This window comes from Paraburkholderia sp. Tr-20389 (genome assembly GCF_017104565.1).
Taxonomy (GTDB): domain Bacteria; phylum Pseudomonadota; class Gammaproteobacteria; order Burkholderiales; family Burkholderiaceae; genus Paraburkholderia.
On record NZ_JAAGPD010000035.1, the window covers coordinates 1 to 16,361 of the forward strand.

Genomic DNA, 16,361 nt, shown 5'->3' on the forward strand with positions numbered 1-16,361 from the left:
CGGTTTCGTTAGAAACCGGTCGCTCACTCAAAATCACTGACGAATGATTCGATCTCTCGAACCTTCCTCAATTACTTCCGTGTGAGACTCGATTACTTTCGCTATTCCGGCGACCCGAAGATCACCGCGCGCCGCCATCGAGCACCCACACTTATCGGCTGTTAGTTTTTAAAGAACATTCGCTAAAAAGCTGCTGTTTGCTGCTGCTTTCTTGCGTCTCCGTCGTTTGGAGAGGCCGAATTATGCGGAACCCCAAGGGGGCCGTCAAGCGAAAATTGAAAATATTTTTTGGGGCCGTTTGCGCATGCGATCGACTGTTGCGCTCATCGCAGTGTCGCGCGAAAGAACTGATGCGCTATCTCACCGAGTCGCTGATGAAAAGCAACTCGATCGAATCCGTCCGTGTCGACACAAAGCTCAGATTGCGGCACGAGCAGGAAGCCGTTTCCCGCGGCGAGGGCAATCGTCGTGGACAGGCAAAGAACCAAAGGGAAGCAAAGGCGCTAGTAGCGTTCGCACGCTGTGTCCCGACGTGGCGCATTGCGCCGCCGATCGCATCGCGCGAACGCACCAAAGCAAGCGCGAAGAATTATTTGGCGGTCGCAGACATATCGCATTCGCCCGGCGCGCCGCTACCACCCGCATTCTTGATCGTGAGTGCGAGTCTGCTGCCTCTGTTGGCCGTGATGATTTGTCCGTAACTGACCGTCGGGATGAACTGAATATCGGGCGCCACCGCAACAGGGGGATTTCTCGCGCCGTCCACAGTCAAATCGAGTTCGACGGTAACCGTATCAATCGTGGCGCCCCAGTCATGATGTCGCGCGGCCTGTTCCTTTTTGAAATTGCACAGGCCCACCATGACCTGCTCCAACGCGGTGGGGATATCGATGGGTTTGCCCGGAGGAATGGGCGGTGTATTGCAGCCTGCGGCCAAAAAAGGCAAGACGATGAGAGCGAGGTGCGCACGCATCACGTTCCTCCATTTCGTGAACTGCTTATGAAGCTTGTCCGGCGCGAGAGCGTGCTGCTCTCGTGCCACATCAATCTTTGTGCGCTTCATTCATGAGCGTCTTCATCACGCGCATCACAAGCCGCGAGACCAGTCGTTGCATGACTCCCGAATAGCAACACATCAAACCAAGAATATCTCTCGCGTACGTCGCCGGATATTGGACCTTGGTCTCATGCCATCCGGAATGGCGACGGAACGAACGGTGGTCCATCTCGTGGCTTGCAGCGATCACGTGATGCGCATGGCTGGGTAGTAATCGGTGGCGGCATGACGAACGAATGCCACCTCACAGCCGAGCCGAATGCATCTCATCCGATTCGCATTCAAAAGCAGCACTGCACCGAAAAGCAGATGCATCGAATATCCGATGAATACCCCGCGCCGGGTGGCGCGCGCATGCCCTCGCAAGTCCGCTGGACCATGAATCCAGGCGCCCCGCCCCATTACTGCTGCCCTGACGATTCTTTACCGCTGGCCATGCACGCCGCCACACGAAAAATAAAAACGAAAGCAAGTGTAATGAGCGCGTATGTAATAAGTCGGTAAGGAATGTTTCTCCGTTACGCAATATGAGAATGATTCAATCCCGTTGCGTTACACCCATCTGTAAGCGAGCTTGCAATTCCATCTACAAAAACCCAGCAACTCCACACGTAACGGTCTTGGAGCGCTGAGCGGCATTCTGGAGCCCTCTGAATAATGTTTTACAAAACAATACTACCCACCGCGATATCCGTTGCTGCGCTGTTGACGATCGCCGCATGCGGCAGCAACTCGCATAATGGTTCGACGTCGACCACGCCCACCGTATCCGCGCAGGACGCGCTGACGACGGCAACGCCGATCAAGCACCTCGTCGTGATCTTCGGTGAAAACGTGTCATTCGATCACTACTTCGCCACGTACCCGAGCGCGAAGAACGTAGCAGGCGAGCCGTCGTTCAGCGCAGCAACGGGCACGCAAACGGACATCGCCACGCTCGCCGCAGCCGGGCTGACGGGCTCCGCCAATCCCAACGCGCAGGCGACTTCGCCCAACATCGTCGCAGCCACGGTCAACGGTCAGACGACCACGCCGCCGACGCTCGGCTCCGCGCTGACGACGACCACCGCGCAACCGTTCCGTCTCGACCGTTCGCAAGCGAATACGAAGAGCCAGAACCACGCGTATGCGCCGGAACAGCTCGCCGACGACAACCTGAAAATGGACGCGTTCCCGCTCTTCACGTCGGCCAGCTCGATCATTGCCGGCAGCACGGGACAGTTCGGTTCGTCGGCGCAAGTGCTCGGCTACTTCGACGGCAACACGGTGACCGCGTACTGGAACCTCGCGCAGAGCTTCGCGATGAATGACAACTCATGGACCGACACGTTCGGTCCGTCGACGCCGGGCGCCATCGAAGTGATCTCGGGCCAGAACCAGGGCGTGACGGTGACGCCGAATCCGAAGAACGCGTCCGTGACGACCAGCAACAACGCGATTCCTGACGGCCAGGGCAGCTTCACGATGATCGGCGACCTCGACCCGACCACCGACGTCTGCACGGCCGCCGCGCAAACCACCACGAGCGGCCCGACGGGCATGATGAACGGCAAGAACATCGGCGACCTGCTGAATGCCGCGAACATCACGTGGGGCGGCTTCATGGGCGGCTTCAACCTGCAGACGGTCAACTCGAACGGCACGACGGGCTGCACGCGCTCGACCTGGTCGGACGTGCTCGGCAGCGCGCCGACCGACTACGTCCAGCACCATGCGTGGTTCCAGTACTACACGTCGACGGCGAACCCGACGCACCAGCGTCCGACCTCGACCGCGATGATAGGCTTCACCGAGCCGACGCTCGACAACACGGCCACGCCGGTTCACCACCAGTACGACTCCGACGACTTCTTCGCGGCCGTGCAGGCAGGCAATTTCCCGTCGGTCAGCTTCCTGAAGGCACCCGCCATCGGCGACGGCCACCCGGGCAATTCGGACCCGCTCGACGAGCAGGCTTTCGTCGTGAAGGTCACGAACTTCCTGCAGCAACAGCCTGACTGGAAGAACACGCTGGTCGTGATCGCCTACGACGACTCGGACGGCTGGTACGACCACGTCGTGCCGACGATCAAGAGCTCGTCGTTCGACACATCGCTCGTCACGAAGGTCGGCACCGCGACCTTCACGGGCGCCGACCAGCTGTCGGGCCAGGGCCAGTGCACGGGCACGGGCGCGACGCAGCCGATCGGCATCAACGGCGGCGCGGTCAACGGCCGCTGCGGTCCGGGTACGCGTACGCCTTTCCTGGTGATCTCGCCGTGGGCGAAGGCGAACTACGTCGATCACACGCAGATCACGCAGGCGTCCGTCGTCAAGTTCATCGAAGACAACTGGCTCAGCGGCAAGCGTATCGGCGGCGGTTCGTTCGACGAAACGGCCGGCGATATCCGCAACATGCTGAATCTGAGCGGCACGGGCAATACCCCGACGCTGTTCCTCGATCCGGGTCTCGGCACGAAGCTCGCCGCCGCACCGGCGACGAACTGACGTGACAGGCGCCCCGTGCTATACCTCGCATCGCACGGCATGACGCGCGGGGCGCCAGACAATTCGTAGTGGGTCGAGCCAGCACGGCAACGTGCTGGCTCGGCGTCTTTTCAGCACTATTTTTTGCCATCATCGCCATGAGTTCTCCAAAGTCCGCATTGCCGCCCTCACTGCCTGCCGGCGACGCCCCGCGCCCCGGCGGCGCCAAACGCCACCTGCTGCGCGTGCTCGGCTGGACGGTTGCCGTCATTGCGGCCGGCTGCGTCGCATTCGTCGCCTATGCGGCCATCTATCCGGAGCGGATGCCTCTCGCGATCGGCGCCATCGTCGAAGATTTCACCGGCGCGAATCCGCAGCCGATCGTTCTGCATGTGCCGCCGAGCCAGCCGCTGAGTGCCGTGGCCCTGCTCGGCAAGCAGATCTTCAACGATCCGTCGCTGTCGGCGTCGGGCAAGCAGTCGTGTGCGTCGTGCCACAGCCCCGACCACGCATATGGACCGCCGAACGATCTGTCCGTGCAGCTCGGCGGTCCGCATATGACGGACGCCGGCTACCGTCCGCCGCCGTCGCTTGCGTACCTGTATCGCCAGGCGCCGTTCTCGATCGGCCCCGATCAGAACGACATGGACGCGGCGCCCGTCACGCTCGACCAGCTGGCGACCGCGGCAAGCGGCACACAACGCGCGGCGAAGACGGCGGGCGTCGCGCCTGCCGCGCCCGCGCTCGTTCCGCAAGGCGGTCTCTTCTGGGACGGCCGCGCCAGCACGCTGCAGGATCAGGCAATCGGTCCGATGCTGAACCCCGTCGAGATGGCCAACAAGAGCACGGATGAAGTCGTGCACAAGCTGTTGAACGCGAAGTACCTCGACCAGTTCAAGCAGCTGTTCGGCGACCGGATCATGCAGCAGCCCGATCTGCTCGTCGATGAGGCGATGTTCGCTGTCGGACGCTACGAGTTCGAAGATCCGTCGTTCCATCGCTTCACGAGCAAGTACGACTACTGGCTGCAGGGCAAGGCGCGTCTCACGCAAGCGGAACTGCACGGCTTGCGCCTGTTCAACGATCCGGACAAGGCGAATTGTGCAGGCTGCCACCTGAGCAAGCCGACGGCCGATCATCTGCCGCCGCTCTTCACCGACACGCAGTACGAGGCGCTCGGCGTGCCGCGCAACCGCGATCTGCCCGTCAACAAGGATCCGAAGTTCTACGACATGGGCGTATGCGGCCCCTTCCGTACGGACGCGGCTTCGTTGACGCAATACTGCGGCATGTTCCTGACGCCGACGCTGCGCAACGTCGCGACACGCCATGCGTTCTTTCACAACGGCGTGTATCACGACCTGAAGCAGGTGATGGACTTCTACAACTTGCGCAATACGAGTCCCGAGAAGATCTATCCGCTCGACGCCGCAGGCAAGCCGCAGAAGTACGACGATCTTCCGGAGAAGTATCACGCGAATATCGACGTCGCCGATGCGCCCTTCGATCGCAAGCTGGGCGACAAGCCGGCAATGAACGACGATGAAGTCAAGGACATCATCGCGTTCATGAATACGCTGACCGACGGATACAAGCCTTAAGCGCAAGCGCGATTCGTTCAGTTTGCGGATCGCGCGTGCCGGCGGGCTTCATGAATGCATTGAAGTCCGCCGGCCGTCCCGCAGGTTGGCAACGCGTGAACACAGACTCAAAGCGTCGCCGACGTCAACGTTTCATCCGCATGATAGGAAGACCGCACAAGCGGCCCCGCTACCACTTCCCGAAACCCCATCTCCAGCCCCTCCTTTCTGAAAGCAGCAAAGGTCTCAGGCGACACATACCGCGCGACGGGCATATGAAACGTCGAGGGCGAGAGATACTGCCCGACAGTCAGCACGTCGACCTCATGCTCGCGAATGTCCCGCATCGTCTGCAGCAGCGCTTCATCGCTTTCGCCAAGCCCGACCATCAGCCCCGACTTCGTGACGACGGCATCGTTCGCCTGTTTCACCCGTCGCAGCAACGCCAGCGACCCGCCATAATCCGCCCCCGCGCGCGCAGCCCGATACAGCGCGGGCACTGTTTCGACATTGTGATTGAACACATCCGGCCACGCTGCCGATAACGCATCGAGCGCACGATCGATGCGTCCGCGAAAGTCAGGCGTCAATACCTCGACGCGTATTCCCGGCACGCGCTCGCGCAACAACGCGACACAGCGCGCAAAATGCGACGCGCCGCCGTCGCGCAGATCGTCGCGATCCACCGACGTGATCACCACGTACCGCAACCCCAATGCAGCGACGGCGTCGGCGAGCCGTGCAGGTTCATCGACATCGAGCGGCAGCGGCCTGCCATGCGCGACGTCGCAAAACGCACAGCGCCGCGTGCAGATGCCGCCCATGACCATGAAGGTCGCCGTGCGCTGCGCAAAGCATTCGCCGATATTCGGGCACATCGCCTCCTCGCACACCGAATGCAGCTTATGCTCGCGCAGTATCGACGCCATGCCCGCCACCGTCTCGCTCATCATCGGACGCGCGCGCAGCCACGGCGGCTTCGGCAGCGCATCGCCGCGCTCGAGCGGTACGATCTTCACGGGAATGCGCGCGAGCTTTTCGCGCGAACGCACGCCGTGTTGTCCGAGCGCGGTAACGCTGTCGTGTGATGAAGCGAGCGGCGCGGCATCCATCGTCAGGCTCCGAAGAAGTCGTTGAGCAGGCGGTTCACCTCGGAGGCCGACTCCATCTGCACCATATGCCCCTTGCCCGGCAGCACATGCACGCGGATATCGCCGGGCAGTCCCTGCGCATGGCTCGACGGAATGATCTGGTCCAGCTCGCCCCAGATCACCAGCGTACGCGGCGCCAGCTTGTCGACGCGGTCGCGATAACTGCGCTGCTGTGCGCCTTCCTTGAACGCCGACGCAGCGATCTTCTGCAACGTCTCGCTCACGCCTTCGAGCCGCTTGTACTTGACGATATCCTCCACCAGTTGCCGCGTGACGAGCGAGCCATCGGCGAACAGTTTCGTCAGATGGGGCTTCAGCGTATTGCGGCTGTTGCCCGTCACGAATCCGTCGATGTACTCGCGATTGATCTCGTCACCCAGGCCCGCGCCCGCGATCAGCGAAAGCGACGCTACACGCTGCGGCGCCTTCGCTGCCACCGTCATCGCGACGAGACTGCCCATCGAATGACCGACGAGATGCGCGTGCTCGATACCGCGAGCGTCGAGAAACGCGATCACGCTATCGGCGAGTTCGTCGGCGCTACCCGACTCGACCGCTTTCGTCGATTCCCCATGCCCCGGCAAATCCAGCGCATACACCGTGCGATGCGCGGCGAGGTCCGCATGATTGAACAGCCAGTTGTTCAGATCGCCGCCGAAACCGTGAATCAGCACAGCGGGCGTGCCGCCTTCGCCGATCTTCAGGAAACGAATCGTGCGACCGCCGATCTGCGCTTTCTCGGGCTGCGGCCCCGCGTCCGCCGAATCCGCGGCGAGCGGCACGAAGTCGCGCTGAAACGCTTCGACGGCGGCGTCGATCTCGGCATCCGCTTCCTCCGTATCCGCCACGACGCCCAGCAACGCGCCGACGGGCAGCGTGTCGCCCTCCTGCGCAACCTGCCGGCGCAGCGTGCCGTTGAACGCGCACTCGACACCCGACGCGATCTTGTCGCTTTCGACGTCGAGCAGTTCGTCGCCCTTCGCCACCTTGTCGCCGATGGACTTCAACCAGCCATTGACCTGCCCCTGCTCCATCGACAGGCCCCATTTGGGCATTGTGATCATGTGAATCGACATTGCTCGGTTCCTCGCTTGATGCAGTGATGATGCTGTGTCAGTGTCGCGTCTGCTTGACGGCCGCGGCGATCTTGTCCGCCGAAGGGATGTAGAGATCCTCGAGCACGCCCGCGAAAGGCGTGGGCGTATGTGGTGCCGTGACGATCTCGACGGGCGCTTTCAGCGAATGGAATGCCTTCGACGCAACCAGCGCCGCGATATCCGTCGCGATCGAGCAGCGCGGGTTCGCTTCGTCCACGACGACGACGCGTCCCGTGCGCTCCACGCTTTCCAGGATCGTCTCTTCGTCGAGCGGCGAGGTGGTGCGCAGATCGATCACTTCGGCCTTGATGCCTTCTTTCGCGAGCCTGTCGGCGGCATCCGTCGCGTGATGCACCATGCGTCCATACGTGACGATGGTCGCGTCGTCGCCTTCGCGCACCACGTTCGCTTCGCCGAACGGAATCGCGTACAGCTCTTCGGGCACGTCGCCTTCTCGTGTGTAGAGCAGCTTGTGCTCGCAGAAGATGACAGGATCGTTTTCGCGGATCGCCTGAATCATCAGGCCCTTCGCGTCATAAGGCGTCGACGGGCATACCACCTTGAGGCCGGGCACATGCGTGAACAGCGAGGTCAGCATCTGCGAGTGCTGGGCAGCCGCGCGCAGACCGGCGCCCTGCATCGTGCGGATCACAACGGGCGTCACCGCATTGCCGCCGAACATATAGCGGAATTTGGCAGCCTGATTGAAGATCTGATCGAAGCACACGCCCATGAAGTCGATGAACATCAGTTCCGCGACGGGACGCATGCCCGCTGCCGCCGCGCCTACCGCAGCGCCGATGAAGCCGCCTTCCGAAATCGGCGTATCGAGCACGCGGCCCGGATACTTGTGATAAAGCCCTTTCGTGACGCCGAGCACGCCGCCCCATGCGTCCTGCTCGCCCGGCGCGCCCGCGCCGCCCGCGTTGTCCTCGCCCATCACGATGACGCTTTCGTCGCGCGCCATTTCCTGACTCAGTGCTTCGTTGATCGCCTGAGAATATGTGATCTTGCGTGCCATGTCTGTCTCCTTGATTGCCTGAAAATGATTGCGTTCAATTACGGATACGACACGTACACGTCGGTCAGCAGATCGGCTTCCGTCGGCAGCGGTGCGGCCTTCGCTTTCAGCACGGTATCGTCGATCAGCGCTTTCACGTCCGAATCGATCTTGCGCAGATCGTCGGTATTCAACATCTCCGCACGCACCACGCGCTCCTCGAAACGCTTCAGGCAGTCCTTCTCGTCGCGCAGTTTCTGCACTTCGCCCGGCGCGCGATACGTCTGCGCATCGCCTTCGAAATGGCCGAAGTAGCGCGACAGCTTTACTTCGATCAGCGTCGGCCCGCCGCCGCCACGCGCGCGCTCGATCGCTTCGCCCAGTGCTTCGTGCACTGCGAAGAAATCGAAGCCGTCCACGATCACGCCCGGCATGCCGAAGCCGCTCGCGCGGTCCGCGATGTTGTCGGAGGAAACCGACCACGTCGACGAAGTCGCTTCCGCATAGCCGTTGTTCTCCGCGACGAAGATCGCCGGCAGCCGCCACACGCTGGCGAGATTCATCGATTCGAAAATCACACCCTGATTCGACGCGCCGTCGCCGAAGAAGCACACGCCCACGCCGCCCGTCTTCTTGAGCTTCGCCGCGAGCGCCGCGCCGCACACGAGCGGGCCGCCCGCGCCGACGATGCCGTTCGCACCCAGCATGCCCTTCGACAGATCGGCGATATGCATCGAGCCGCCCTTGCCTTTGCACACGCCCGTCTGCCGGCCATAGATCTCGGCCATCATGCCGTGCACGTCGACGCCCTTCGCGATGCAATGGCCGTGGCCGCGGTGCGTGGTCGCCACATAGTCCCTGTCGTTCAGATGCAGCATCGTGCCGACGGCCGACGCTTCCTCGCCTGCGTACAGATGCACGAAGCCCGGTATTTCGCCCGTCGCGAACTCGACGTGCAGGCGCTCTTCGAACTCGCGAATGGTGCGCATCAGCCGGTACGCGTCCAGCAGTTTCTCCCTGCTCAACTGACTCGAAACAGACATGGTGTGTCTCCTTGATGAAGTCGATCGTGACTGCAACGGTTGCGGAGTGGGCTCCGCTTGATTGAATGAAGCTCCCTCTATTTCTCGTGCATTTGCTTTCGGGATATGCCTGCCATCTCGCGCATCAACTGTCGCGATGCGGAAAAACGCAGCGTACGGCTCACGTCGACCGTCAACGGGCCGCTCCAGTCGAGCGCGATTTCGTAACGGTCGTCGCGCTCGATTTCAATTTCGCGCTCGCCGTCGAACGCAAGCGTGCCGCGCCGCGCGTCGATGGGCAGCCAGTCGCCGACCTCGAAGCGCTCGCAGGTGCGCATCGTCACGCGATCGATGCGGCCGGGTGCGATGGGCGCGAAAATCGGCACGCCTTCGTCAGTCGCGAGGCCGTGTTCGTCGGGTTGCGCGAACGTCAGATGCAAACCATGCGGCGCCGTGCGCTCGACAGGCGCCCACGCGCCGCCTATCGACGACAGGCCGATGCCGTCCGGCGCAGCAAACGTGAGAAAGAGCGACTCGATATCCGAAGGCTCCGACACGGCGCGCGCGCCGATGAAACGCTGACGGCTCGCGCACACATCGACCAGCGCGATCTCTTCGCGTCCGCGATTCGGTCCCGCGACACAGCGCACGACGAGCCGCTTGTTGCGTGTCAACGCGACATCGGGCGGCACGACGCCCGATGCCACCAGCGCCCCCGCCATGCCTGCCACGGTGGCTTCGCGCATATCCGGAAACGCGTTGTTGGTGCCCGTGGACAGCGTAAGCAACGGCACGCCGCCGCAATGCGCGGCCACCGCGCGATGCGTGCCGTCGCCACCCAGCACGGCGATCAGTTCGACGCCTTCGCGCACCATGTGCGCCGTGCCTTCATGGGTGTCCGCGACGGAATCGGTGATGGGCAGGTCGACGAATTCGACTTCGGGCCAACGCTCCGCCTTGCCCGTCGCGGCATGCGTGTCGAGCGCGCGCAGCAGCAGCGCAGCGACGCCCGTGCGGTCGCGCAACGTCAGCACGCGATCGACGCCCAGCGCGCCGAGTCCCGCGAGCAGACGCACGACCATGTTGGCCTTTTCGGCCGTCGGGAACACGGATGCGTGCGTCGTGAGACGGCGAATGTCGCGTCCCGACGCAGGGTTCGCGATCACGCCGACGGTGATGGGCGATGGCACTGAGGTTGTCTCCATTGTGGGTATGTCGATAGCCGGTTGCGTGTCGTCTGCAACGCTGCTTCGTGTGGCAAGCGTTACTGCAACAGCTATGCCAATCTGTCGATGTCCTCGCGCAGAACGCGCAATGCCTTATGTGCAAAGGCTCTCGTACGCCATGCGAGGTGTCGCCGCCAACTCGCTCGCCGTCGCATGACGCAGTGCACATGGCGCACTCCGCGTCACGCGCCGCGTACGTAGCGCGACTCCATCCGACGCATGCCCGGCGCCATCGAACGATGAGCGTCTCGTCGCTGTCTCACGCAGAGGTGAGACGATCGTCTCAGGCGTCTCGCGTGCTGCAATGCAGTGTGATCGCGCGAGCGGGATGTGCTACAAGAAGGTCCGACCGCAGAGACCCGTGCGTTCAATCGACCGTTATCGACGGAGCCGGCCATGCCTTACGTGTCTCAGACGCAGCACATCGACCGCGTGCGCGGCGCCATCGAAGGACGCCTGCCAGCGCCCGCCAATTCGTCGCGCCTCGTGTCGTCGTGGCAGCGTTCGTATGAGCAATACCGGCTCGATCCCGGCTCGGTGATCGGGCCGCGTGTATTGACGTCGGCCGAGTTGCGCGACGTGCAGGGCAAGGAAGAGGCGTTCTTGCGCGCATCGGGCCAATGCCTCGCGCGGCTGCACGACATGATCCGCATGGCCGACTACTGCGTGATGCTCACCGACGCACACGGCGTCACGATCGATTACCGCATCGACCGCGAGCGGCGCGGCGATTTCAAGCATGCGGGCCTCTACATCGGCTCGTGCTGGTCGGAGCGCGAAGAAGGCACCTGCGGCATCGCGAGCGTGCTCACGGATCTCGCGCCCATCACCGTGCACAAGACCGACCACTTTCGCGCTGCATTCACGACGCTCACGTGCAGCGCATCGCCGATCTTCGCACCGACGGGCGAACTGATCGGCGTGCTCGACGCGTCCGCCGTGCAGTCGCCCGACAACCGCGACAGCCAGCGGCTCGTGTTTCAGCTCGTGCGTCAGAGCGCGGCGCTGATCGAGGACGGCTACTTTCTCAATCAGACCGCGCAGCACTGGATGATCTTCGGCCACGCGAGCCGCAATTTCGTCGAAGCGCAACCGGAAGTGCTGATCGCGTTCGACGAATGCGGCAACATCGCCGCGTCGAACCGCAAGGCGCAGGAATGCATCGCGGGCCTGAACGGGCCGCGTCACGTCGATGAAATCTTCGATACGTCCGCCGTGCATCTGCATGACGTCGCGCGTACCGATACGATCATGCCGCTGCGTCTGCGCGCGACGGGCGCCGTGCTGTATGCGCGCATTCGCGCGCCGTTGAAGCGTCCTGCACGCGCTGCATCGGTCGTGTCTTCTTCCAATGCATTCCACACTGCGCACGATGCGCACGCCGATACGAATCTCGATGCCATCAGCCGCTTTCTGCATAGCCGCGACTCGCGTATCGCGCGCAATGCGGAAGTCGCGTTGCGCATCGCGGGCAAGCATCTGCCCATTCTGATTCTCGGCGAGACGGGTGTCGGCAAGGAAGTGTTCGCGCAGGCATTGCACGCGTCGGGAGCGCGTCGAGCAAAACCGTTCGTCGCGGTGAATTGCGGCGCGATTCCCGATTCGCTGATCGAAAGCGAACTGTTCGGCTATGCGCCTGGTGCGTTCACAGGTGCACGCAGCCGCGGCGCGCGCGGCAAGATCGCACAGGCGCACGGCGGCACGCTGTTCCTCGACGAGATCGGCGACATGCCGCTCAATCTGCAGACACGTCTGTTGCGCGTGCTGGCCGAAGGCGAAGTGTTGCCGCTCGGCGGCGATGCGCCCGTGCGTGTGGATATCGACGTGATCTGCGCGACGCACCGCGATCTCGCGCGCATGGTCGAAGAAGGCTCGTTCCGCGAAGACCTGTATTACCGCCTGAGCGGCGCAACGCTGCACATGCCGCCGCTGCGCGAACGCGCCGATATTCTCGACGTCGTCCATGCCGTGTTCGACGAGGAAGCGCAAAGCGCGGGACATGTGCTCACGCTGGATGCGCGGCTTGCCGAGCGTCTCGCGCGTTTCTCATGGCCGGGAAATATCCGGCAACTGCGCAACGTGCTGCGCTATGCGTGTGCCGTGTGCGATTCGACGCGCGTGGAATTGCGGCACGTTTCGCCCGATGTGGCCGCGCTGCTCGCGCCCGATGAAGCGGCCTCACGTCCTGCGCCTGCGCTTGAAAACGACGAACGCGCGCGCATCGTCGATGCGCTCACGCGCCATCACTGGCGGCCGAACGCGGCAGCCGAAGCACTCGGCATGTCGCGCGCGACGTTGTATCGGCGAATTGCGAAGCTGGGAATCGTCGGGCCGCATCGCGGTTGACGTGAATTCTTCTAACCCGCGTTGAGCGCCGCGATACGCTTGCCCAGCTCGCACAAACGCTCGCGCAATTCCGGCGGATCGAGCACTTCGACATGCCCCGCAAAGCCGAGTAATTGCTCGGCTGCATAGCCGAACTGTTCGACAGGCACGGTCACCTCCTGCCAACCGTCCTGCTCGGAAGGCGGCGTGATCTGCGCCTGCTCGACGGCCGCCGCACCGAGCCGATGCAGGCGCGTCATGCCTTCCGGCGACAGCCGCAGCCGCGCCGTATGCCTGAGCAAACTCTTCTCGAACGACGCGACGGCCGCCGTCCACTCTTCACGCAGATCGAAACCGTCTGGACGTTCGAACGTTTCGTCGTGCACGGTCAATTGCGCGATGCTCGACACGCGATAGGTGCGCAACTGCGTCCGCACGCGCGTGACCAGATACCACTCGCCGCCCTTCAGCACGAGGCCGAGCGGATCGCGCACGCGCACGCCTTCGTTGTCGTCGGCGCGATTCCATGTGCGGTACTGCATCGATACGCGCTTCTGTTCCCACACCGCGCCCGCGAGCATCGTCAGCCAGGGCGTGGGCGTCGGCCGCTGATACCAGCCGACGGGATCGATATGCACGCGCGATCCGATGCGCGACGTATCGGGCGCGGCATCGGGCAACGCGGTGACGAGCTTCAGTTGCGCGGCCCGCAGTTGTTCCGATAGCCCGAGATCGGACGCCGCGCCCGTCAGCCCGGCAATCGACAGCGTTTCGGCTTCCGCCCTCGTGATGCCCGTCAGCTTCGCGCGATATCCGTCGAGCAGCGCAAAGCCACCGCCCGGCCCGCGATCCGCATATACGGGCACGCCCGCCGCGCTCAACTGGTCAATGTCGCGATAGACGGTGCGGATCGATACGTTGAACTCGTCGGCAAGCGCCTGCGCGGTCACGCGGCCTTTGACCTGCAGCATCAACAGCATCGAAACGAGTCGGCTTGTCGCCATTTTTTGCGCCCTTCCGAATTCATGACATAGGTTGTCAGTTATTGACGAGTATAAAGTGAGTTATAGACGAAGATTCATTGAGGTGTGTGATATGCACGTTACGTACGTGGTCCGTTTTCAGGTCTTGCCTGACAGGCTCGAACGCTTTATGTCGCTGCTGAACGGCGTGCTCGATGCCATGCGCGAAGAACCCGATTTCCGTGAAGCGGTGCTGCATCGCGATCCCGACTCGGCCTGCCGTCTGCTGCTGGTCGAAACCTGGGAAAGCCGTGAAGACGCAGATGACGAGCAGATTCATCGGCCGTACCGGCGTGCGTATCACGAGGCACTCGCCGACCTGCTCGTGCGTCCGCGTGAAGTCACCGAATGGCGCACGTTGCGTGTCGACCGGCGCGACATGCAGCAAGAATCGCAGCACCAATCGCAGATCGAATCGCCGTTCGCATCGCGCCGCGCCGGCGAGCCGGTCGAGGCACGAGCATGAGCACGTCGGCGGCCGTGTCGCATCACAGGGGCAGCCTGAGCGTGATGCAAGGCGCGGCGCTCTATGTGGGCGCCGTGCTCGGCACGGGCGTGATCGCACTGCCCGCGCTCGCGGCGGAAGCGGCCGGGCCCGCGTCGCTCGTCGCGTGGCTGGCGCTCGTGCTGTTGTCGGCGCCGCTCGCGGCGACGTTCGCCGCGCTCGGTGCACGCTACCCGGATGCGGGCGGCGTCTCCACCTACGTTCGCAATGCGTTCGGCGCGCGGGCCGCTGCCATCGTCGGATGGTGCTTTTACTTTGCCGTGCCGGCCGGCGCGCCTGCTGCCGCGATGTTCGGCGGTGCCTACGTTGCCGAAGCGTTCGGCGGCGGCGAGTGGACGGTGATCGGCACAGCTGCCGTGCTGATGCTCACCGTGACGCTCGCCAATGCGCTCGGGCTGACGGTATCGGGGCGCTTGCAACTCGTGCTCGCCGCATTGCTCGTCGCGCTGCTGCTAGCGGCTGTCATCGCGTCCGCGCCGCATGCGCAGATCGCGAATCTGCAGCCGTTCGCGCCGCATGGCTGGCTCGCGGTATTTCCAGCCGCCGCGTTGCTCGTGTGGAGCTTCGCGGGTTGGGAAGCCATCACGCATCTGGCCGCTGAGTTCCGACGCCCTGCGCATGATCTTCCGTTGGCCGCGGGCATTGCCGTCGTCGTGGTCGGCGTGCTGTACATGGGCGTCGCGACGATGAGCGTCATGGTGCTCGGGCCGCTGGCAGGGACGTCGAGCGCGCCGCTTGCCGAACTGCTCGCACGCGGCCTCGGCGGCAAGGTGCATATGCTCGCTGCCGTCGCCGCGCTGCTGCTCACGCTCGGCACGATGAACGCGTACTTCGCGGGCGCGGCGAAACTCGGTGCGGCGCTGGGCCGTGACGGCGCGCTGCCACAGTGGCTCGCGCAAGGCAGCCGTGCGGGCGATGTACCGCGCCGCAGCCTGTTCACGATCGCAGGGCTCGCGACGTTCGCGCTAATCGTCGTGGTTATCGCGGGCGTCGGTCCGAAGCCGCTCGTGTTGCTGACCACGGGCTCGTTCGTCACCGTGTATGCGCTCGGCACAGCGGCTGCGCTGCGTCTGCTGCCACGCGGCAGCTGGCCTCACCGATGCGCACGCATCGCGCTCGTGGCGGTCGCCGGATTGTGTTGCGCCACCGGCTGGTATTTGCTGTGGCCGCTCGTCATTACCGGCTGCGCGCTGCTTTATCTGCGCGTGCGACGTGCATCTGTTTCGAGTACGAGGGCAATCCCATGAAGATGCAACACACGCAGGAAAATCGATTGACAACACATCGACGTCAAGACAAACTCGAATGCATGCTGACGCTCATCACAAACGCCTACGTCATTAAAAACCGTATTGCACGCCATCGCGGCGGGCCTATGGGAGCGTGTGTGCGTTAGAAATTTGCAGCAGTCGGCAAAACGATCCCAAGGCCCCGCCGGAAACGGAAGGGGCCTTTTGTTTTGGGTGTGCCTTCCGTCCTCCGGCTCAATTGACGGAGTGCATGATGGACAAGGCTTGCCAGCAGTTCACCGATGACGAATCACTCTGCTTTTCCCGTCCGCAAGAGGAACGGTTACCCAGAGTCGTCATTCACTTCGCAGTGCAACCCGGCGCGACGATGTCGTGGCGCGTCGAGGCGAACACCGAGCTTCTCGTGCAGGGCGCGCGCGTGTGGTTGACGCGCGCGGCGTCGCCGTACGACCACTGGCTGCAGATCGGCGAAACGTTCCGTCTGCATCGCGGCGAGCGCGTCTGGGTCAGCGCGGACGGCGATGTGCCGGCGCGTCTTTCGCTGACGACCCATCCCGTGAAATCGAGCGGCATGCTGGTGCGTCTGCTCGAACGTTGTTCTTCGCTGGGTGCGGATATTTTTGCGCCGCGCTCGCGTTGAATGCTCAGTGTGGCCGCGCT

13 protein-coding genes are annotated in these 16,361 nt (G+C 63.3%); 6 read left to right on the forward strand and 7 right to left on the reverse strand.

The genetic code is table 11. The features are described from left to right. Positions 1–589: 589 nt before the first annotated feature. Positions 590–973 carry a hypothetical protein gene (locus G3N95_RS27575; protein WP_205973355.1) on the reverse strand — a complete coding sequence of 128 codons (384 nt, stop codon included), beginning with the start codon at positions 971–973 and terminating at the stop codon, positions 590–592. Positions 974–1,714: 741 nt separating this feature from the next. On the opposite strand from G3N95_RS27575, the gene G3N95_RS27580 reads away from it, so the two are divergent. After that, positions 1,715–3,544: an alkaline phosphatase family protein gene (locus G3N95_RS27580; RefSeq protein WP_205973258.1), complete on the forward strand. Its 1,830-nt coding sequence runs from the start codon at positions 1,715–1,717 to the stop codon at positions 3,542–3,544. A gap of 137 nt (positions 3,545–3,681) precedes the next feature. Beyond that, positions 3,682–5,124, forward strand: coding sequence for a cytochrome c peroxidase (locus tag G3N95_RS27585; RefSeq protein WP_205973259.1), 1,443 nt, complete (start codon positions 3,682–3,684; stop codon positions 5,122–5,124). A gap of 107 nt (positions 5,125–5,231) precedes the next feature. Here G3N95_RS27585 and lipA read toward each other — a convergent pair whose 3' ends face one another. The 5 genes from lipA to G3N95_RS27610 form a co-directional block, all read right to left on the reverse strand. After that, entirely contained in the window at positions 5,232–6,215 is a 984-nt protein-coding gene (gene lipA, locus G3N95_RS27590; RefSeq protein ID WP_205973260.1) for a lipoyl synthase, read from the reverse strand. A 2-nt stretch (positions 6,216–6,217) separates the two neighbouring features. Beyond that, positions 6,218–7,330, reverse strand: a complete 1,113-nt coding sequence (locus G3N95_RS27595; RefSeq protein WP_205973261.1) for an acetoin dehydrogenase dihydrolipoyllysine-residue acetyltransferase subunit — start codon at positions 7,328–7,330, stop codon at positions 6,218–6,220. A 37-nt stretch (positions 7,331–7,367) separates the two neighbouring features. Further along, positions 7,368–8,372 (reverse strand): alpha-ketoacid dehydrogenase subunit beta, encoded by a 1,005-nt coding sequence (locus G3N95_RS27600; protein WP_205973262.1) that lies wholly within the window; start codon positions 8,370–8,372, stop codon positions 7,368–7,370. A 38-nt stretch (positions 8,373–8,410) separates the two neighbouring features. After that, positions 8,411–9,394, reverse strand: coding sequence for a thiamine pyrophosphate-dependent dehydrogenase E1 component subunit alpha (locus tag G3N95_RS27605; protein ID WP_205973263.1), 984 nt, complete (start codon positions 9,392–9,394; stop codon positions 8,411–8,413). A 77-nt stretch (positions 9,395–9,471) separates the two neighbouring features. Further along, positions 9,472–10,563, reverse strand: a complete 1,092-nt coding sequence (locus G3N95_RS27610) for an NAD(+)/NADH kinase (protein WP_205973264.1) — start codon at positions 10,561–10,563, stop codon at positions 9,472–9,474. Positions 10,564–10,995: 432 nt separating this feature from the next. On the opposite strand from G3N95_RS27610, the gene G3N95_RS27615 reads away from it, so the two are divergent. After that, positions 10,996–12,945 (forward strand): sigma-54-dependent Fis family transcriptional regulator, encoded by a 1,950-nt coding sequence (locus G3N95_RS27615; protein WP_205973265.1) that lies wholly within the window; start codon positions 10,996–10,998, stop codon positions 12,943–12,945. A gap of 11 nt (positions 12,946–12,956) precedes the next feature. Here G3N95_RS27615 and G3N95_RS27620 read toward each other — a convergent pair whose 3' ends face one another. Next, positions 12,957–13,928, reverse strand: a complete 972-nt coding sequence (locus G3N95_RS27620) for a YafY family protein (protein ID WP_205973266.1) — start codon at positions 13,926–13,928, stop codon at positions 12,957–12,959. A 91-nt stretch (positions 13,929–14,019) separates the two neighbouring features. Between G3N95_RS27620 and G3N95_RS27625 the strand changes: the two genes are divergently transcribed. From G3N95_RS27625 to G3N95_RS27635, 3 genes are all read left to right on the forward strand, one after another. Beyond that, a complete protein-coding gene (locus G3N95_RS27625) occupies positions 14,020–14,412 on the forward strand; it encodes a putative quinol monooxygenase (protein ID WP_205973267.1) in 393 nt (130 codons plus the stop codon). After that, positions 14,409–15,698 carry an amino acid permease gene (locus G3N95_RS27630; protein WP_205973268.1) on the forward strand — a complete coding sequence of 430 codons (1,290 nt, stop codon included), beginning with the start codon at positions 14,409–14,411 and terminating at the stop codon, positions 15,696–15,698. Before G3N95_RS27625 ends, G3N95_RS27630 begins: the two co-directional genes overlap by 4 nt. Before the next feature lie 253 nt (positions 15,699–15,951). Further along, positions 15,952–16,341, forward strand: a complete 390-nt coding sequence (locus tag G3N95_RS27635; RefSeq protein WP_241018987.1) for a DUF2917 domain-containing protein — start codon at positions 15,952–15,954, stop codon at positions 16,339–16,341. Positions 16,342–16,361 lie beyond the last annotated feature (20 nt).